Origin of the sequence: Nocardia sp. CY41, from assembly GCF_009829325.1 — a bacterium.
Classification (GTDB): Bacteria; Actinomycetota; Actinomycetes; order Mycobacteriales; family Mycobacteriaceae; genus Nocardia.
This window is the reverse complement of sequence record NZ_VUOS01000010.1, coordinates 39,281-44,647: the sequence shown is the minus strand read 5'-3', so window position 1 is coordinate 44,647 and position 5,367 is coordinate 39,281. Positions and strand designations below refer to the sequence as shown.

Below are 5,367 nucleotides of genomic sequence, written 5' to 3'. Positions count from 1 at the left end.
GTCCCGGCAAACCCTTCACCCTGCGTCTACGACACCGAGAGAAGACATTGTCCTCTGGGATCGTTCCCAGCCCCGTGTGGTCTCTTCTCGAGGCTGGGAATGATTCGAAGGGGGTCCGCAAGCCGCTAGTTCCTGGGTGAACTCAGCATCGGCTGATGCAGGTTGAAGTAGGCGACGTCACCCATGAGCGCGTTCTCCTCTTCGAACAGCGACCGCAGATCGTCCGGTATCGCCACCTTCTCGTGTTCGCGGGCTTCGGCTTCGGAGGTGAAGTAGACGGTCTCGACGAATCCGTCGTCGCCGTAGGTCGCCAGCGTGCCGCCGAGGATTTCCGGGCGCACCTGGTGCACCCGATCGCCCGACTGGGCCAGGATCTCGCGCATCCGTCCGGCGTCCCGCGTGTGGCCCTCCATGACCTGCACGAAACCGGCGCGGTCGGAGCCGCCACCCATCCACTGCGTGACTTCGGCGCAGTCCATGAACGTGACCGGCCCCTCGAAGCATTGCTCGGTCTCCCGCCACCAGGCGCTCTGTTCCGGGCGCTCGCTGTTGCGGCGAGCGGCTTCCGCGGATTCGAACCGGGCCAGCGCGATGAACGTGCCGTCGTCGCACAGTCCGCTCGTGGTGCCGAGATAGCCGACGGCTCCCGGCTGCAGTTCCTCGTTCCACCGATCCATGCATCGACGCAGCCGGGCCGGGTCGGCGGCCTTGCCTTGTATTACTTGGATGAACATCGGTTCCTCCTCTGACGGAGCGATCGCTCCGCTTGTCGCCGGGCCGTCACCTCGTGGTCCACCGAGCGCGGGACACCGCACGGCCCGCGAGCGCGGCCGGCGCAAGTCCATCGTTCGCCGACCGGTAGCCGCATGCAAGGCCGGGACGTGGTCGAGAAAGCGCGACGGTGGGTGACGCGTCCGGCACCACGCGGCGAGCCGTCTACGCCGGGTCAGGCGGGCAGGGGAGTATGCGCGCAGCAGGCGGCTTCGTTGTCGCGTTCGGTGATGCGGACGTACAACCGGATCAGCACGTCGCGCAGGGTGACGCCCAGTTCCGCCGCATGGATGGCGGCCAGTTCGAGGGCGAGATCGCTGGTGATGGTGCCCGGATCGCTGAGCATTTCGTCGAGCACCATCCCGCTCACCGCTTGCTCGCGGGTCAGGATGACGGTGGGCAGCCAGCTGAGCTCCCAAGCCGCGCCGGAGGAAGAGGGAAGCAGCCGTGCGATTTCCGGGGTGATGTCGCTGGTGATGATCGAATCGGTGATGTCGAGTGCCATGATCCGCTCTCATTCACTCTGTTCGGGATGACGCGGACCCGCCGCCGGTGCGCTGACCGTGCTCGGTCATGGCCCGAACGCGGTGGATTCGTCCGTGCCTGGATGGTTCGGTGCCCGAATCGTCGGGAGGTCGGCGCGATGGGTGATGGGTGGGAGGGGCACCCTGCCGCAGTGGATGCGGCCCGGACCGCGCCATGACGAGGTATCCGTATCCGGCACCTCCTAGAGTTATCGGTCCACCGAGGTCGGCAAGGAGGAAAACCTTTGCGCCGATACCGAATTGCGGTGGCTTCGAGAACCAGGCTAGGTACGGCCACGGCGTGCTGTCAACGAAGCTTTAACGCTTCGTGATGATATGAGAACAGCTTTGATGATCGAAAATAATCAAATTGCCCAAACTGCACGGCAACTCCGCACGGTCATCCATTCTCGATGCCGGTTGACACTCGCGTAGCACGTTTCTGAGCGCATGTGGCAGTCTTCCTTCGCAAGAGTGATCAGGCGGTTGGATCTCCGGTGCACAACGAAATTCCGTGAGCGCGATTGATCGCCTGCCTCTTGACATTTGATGATTAGAATGTCACATCGTGACACTCCGTGAGCATGCGTATGCACGGCGCAGGATGGGAGGCACGGGATGGCTGACTCGGGCTCGCATGAGCAGGTCGGCAACCTGGTCCGCAGGCTACGACTAGAACGTGGTTACACCCAGGCCGCGCTCGCTACCAGAGCGGGCTGCTCCCGCAGTCTGATTCAGCAGATCGAGAACGGCAGCCGTATTCCGCCGCTCGCGCTGCGGGAACGCCTGAGCCTCGCCCTCGGCGCCGAACTGCCCACCGACGGCAGCGCCGATCCCGCGACCGATCCGACCAGCAGCGCCTACTACGACCTGCGGATGCGATTCAACGTTCTGCTGGGCAAGGACCCCGAATTGGTCGCGCGCGCATTGGGTATCGCGCAGAGCCTGATCGACGCCTCCGGCGCGCGAGCGGAAATCGAGCCGCTGCGCCTGGTCGCCGATCGGCAATTGGAACGCGCCGAGGAGATCCTCGCGCAGATTCCGTCGCGCAGCGCCACGGTATGGGAATGGAACACGGTCACCGACTGGCTGACCATCCTGGAACAGGCCACCACGTCGGTCCGCGCGATCCATACCGCCGATCTGGGCACGATCGGCGGGGACGTCGGCGACGACTATCACGCGGCGATCCTGCGCCTGGCCGACAACGCTCATCCGCCGAAGATCGATGTGCGCCGGATGTATGTGCTCGATGACATCTCGGATGTCTGGCCCTATGACGACAAACTATGGAAACAGGCTCGCTCCGGCGTGGAGAGCGTGCTGGTCAAACGCGAATACGCCCGCAACGCACAGAGCATGCTCGTGGTCGACGACCGCTACGTCGCGGTGGGCGAGTACGACTACTCGCGCCAGGCCAGGGTCGCGACGCGCTTCTCCGCGCTGAAGCACGATGTCGCGTTCGCGGTCCGGCGGTTCGAGAAACTGTACGACCTGCGGCGCGCCGGTTCGGCCATCGTGGTCGACCAGATCGTCGCTCAACCGCCCCTGGCGGAGTTCGAACGACTCGCCGAGGGCGACTGCCGCAGGCTGTTCCGCGCCGCACTCCAGGAGAAATGGAACACCATGCCCGCACCGGGAGACTCTTCAGAAGGCGAGGTTCCGTGACCCAGAGCCACGTGCTCACCCATCCGCTCGCCGACCTGGCGACGCTGACCAACCGCTCCGAGGCCAGGAAACGGGAAGTGCGCGAGCGGATTTCGCGGGACGCGTGGTTCGCCGGGACCGGCGGCCGTCGCTACTCGGGCGTCATCGACGCCTACCACGGGGAAACCGGCCGGGCCCCGGACGCGCACGCCGTCGCGGCGCTGGACCGGGCGTGGCGGGAGAGTCTGCACATCGCGCCCCCCGCGGAGTATCTCGACGGCCGCCTCTACGACAAGCGGCAGCCGTTGATCCTGCGCGAGCTGGCAGCACGCAAGCTGTTCGAGCGCCTGTCGCATCCGGTGGAAGGGGTGCCCGGCGTCCGGGTGCGCGCGGAGGAGGTGATCGTCTGCCCGTACTCGAGCACGATGCTGCTGGAGGAGGCGGTGGCCACGCTGGCAAGGCCGGGCGGGGTGATCGTCTGCCCGGAGGGCTTCTACAAGAGTTCCAGCATTCATGTGGAGAAGTTCGGTCTGCGGATCGTGCCGTGCCCGGTGGGCTCGGACGATGCGTTCAAGATCGATCCCGCCCGGCTGGCCCGCTGCCTCGACGGGCTGCGTGCGACCGGCGAGCTGTGCGGCGTGCTGCTCACGCTGCCGGGCAATCCGGTGGTGGCGGACTACACCGCGACCGAGCTGGCGGAGATCGGGCGGGTACTGCTCGACTGCGGTGTTCCGGTCATCTGCGACATGGCCTTCGACCGGCTGGTGGCCTCGCACATCCCGATCGCCGCGCTGCACGTGGCGACCGAGCGCGGCGTCCGGCGGCTGTACGACGTGATGCTGACCGTCACGGGTAACTCCAAGGCCTACAACGCTTTCGGCCCCTGCAAGATGGGTGCGGCGTGCACCGGTGACAGCGCGTGGCTGGAGCGGATCCGGGAAAGACTCACCATCTCGTTCCAGCGCGAGACCACCCATCTGGCTCGCGCGATCCTCGAGCACACCCCCGACGACTACTTCGACCGCAACCACGCGCTGATGCGTGCGCAGATCGAGCGGGCTTGTGCGCATATCGCCGCGATCAACACCCGGCTCGGGGCCGACGTGCTGCGGCCGTTGGGCCACCCCGAGGGAATGTTCGTCTCCGTGGTTTTCGATCGCGCGCTGCTCGAGAGGGCGGGGGTGCGCACGAGTGCCCAGGTGGAGGACCTGTTGCTGGCCGTGGCCGGCGTCGACAGCGTCGCGCTGGACCGGACCGGCTCGCTGCGTCCCGGCGTCCGTTTGAACGTCCTCGCTCCGCGCAAAGCTCCCCGCCACGAATCGCCCGCTTTGATCGAGGAGCTTTTCGACCGGCTCGAGCGATTGATCCGCGACATCGCCGACGGGCTGACCTATCGCGACGCGCTCGCCGATCGCGGCCTGACCGCCCTGGTGCCCGGGCGCAAGGCCGCCCGGTGATCGTCGGCGTGCTGCGCGAGACCGCGCCGCGGGAGACTCGTGTGGCACTCACTCCCGACGGCGTGCGCACACTTTCCACGGGGGGTCTTCGAGTTCTGGTGGAGGAAGGCGCCGGTCGCGGCGCGGGTTACGCCGACGCCGCGTACAGCGCTTCCGGGGCGGTCGTGGTCGCAGACGGCACGACGGTCTTCGAGCGCGCGGACATCGTCGTCTGGGTGAAACCGCCCGCATTCGATCTGGACTCGATGCCGCTGCGCGCGGGAACGACGCTGGTCGGCTTCCAGGATCCGCACTACCGTCGTGACGAGATCGACCGGTTGCGTCGCCGTGGCGTCGAATCGGTCGCCTTCGACGAGGTGCCGCGCGACGACACGACCACCGAGATCGATGCGCTGTCGACCATGAGCCGGATCGCGGGCGCGGAGGGTTACGCCGAAGGCAGGCGACTACTCGCCTCCGGACGGTTCACTCGCCCGGTCCGCGCTCTCGTGCTGGGGTGCGGGGCCGCCGGGCTCGCCGCGATCTCGGCCGCGCGTACGTTCGTCGACGAGCAGCCGACCGCGATCGGCAACCGTCTCGAACAGCGGGCAGCCGCGGTCGCGGCCGGCGCCGGACGATTCGTGCCGAATCAGGACGACAACGCGGCGCTGCTGGAGACTCTCGCCGCCATGCCGCCCGACCTCGTCGTCTGCACCGCCGTGCATCGCGGATCGCCCGCGCCCCGCCTGCTCGGGCGGGCGGAGCTCGACCTGCTCGGGCCGGGAACCGTGATCGTGGACTTGGTGGCCAAGTCGGGTGGTAATTGCGTCGCGACCGTGCCGGACCGGACCGTCACGCTGCCCAACGGCGTCGTGGTCACGCATCGCTCCAACTACCCGGCGAGTCGTCCGGCGTCGGCCAGTCGGGCGTACGGCGCGGCGGCGGCGGCCATGGTGTTGCGGATCGCCGGAAGCGGCGAAGTCCCTTGA

General features: G+C 67.2%; 5 protein-coding genes. 3 read left to right on the top strand and 2 right to left on the bottom strand.

Translation table 11 applies throughout. The features are described from left to right. Positions 1-125: 125 nt before the first annotated feature. Both GVY64_RS12700 and GVY64_RS12695 read right to left on the bottom strand, forming a co-directional pair. Entirely contained in the window at positions 126-734 is a 609-nt protein-coding gene (locus tag GVY64_RS12700; protein ID WP_159840907.1) for a hypothetical protein, read from the bottom strand. Positions 735-946: 212 nt separating this feature from the next. Next, the gene (locus GVY64_RS12695; protein ID WP_159840905.1) at positions 947-1,276 is read right to left on the bottom strand and encodes a hypothetical protein; all 330 of its coding nucleotides are present in this window, start codon (positions 1,274-1,276) and stop codon (positions 947-949) included. Between the two features lie 637 nt (positions 1,277-1,913). On the opposite strand from GVY64_RS12695, the gene GVY64_RS12690 reads away from it, so the two are divergent. Genes GVY64_RS12690 through GVY64_RS12680 form a run of 3 tightly spaced genes read left to right on the top strand, consistent with a single transcriptional unit; the run spans position 1,914 to position 5,367 of the window. Next, positions 1,914-2,963, top strand: a complete 1,050-nt coding sequence (locus GVY64_RS12690) for a helix-turn-helix transcriptional regulator (RefSeq protein WP_159840903.1) — start codon at positions 1,914-1,916, stop codon at positions 2,961-2,963. Next, entirely contained in the window at positions 2,960-4,399 is a 1,440-nt protein-coding gene (locus tag GVY64_RS12685; protein ID WP_159840901.1) for a pyridoxal phosphate-dependent aminotransferase, read from the top strand. The genes GVY64_RS12690 and GVY64_RS12685 overlap by 4 nt, the downstream gene beginning before the upstream one ends. Beyond that, positions 4,396-5,367, top strand: a complete 972-nt coding sequence (locus GVY64_RS12680; protein WP_159840899.1) for a hypothetical protein — start codon at positions 4,396-4,398, stop codon at positions 5,365-5,367. The genes GVY64_RS12685 and GVY64_RS12680 overlap by 4 nt, the downstream gene beginning before the upstream one ends.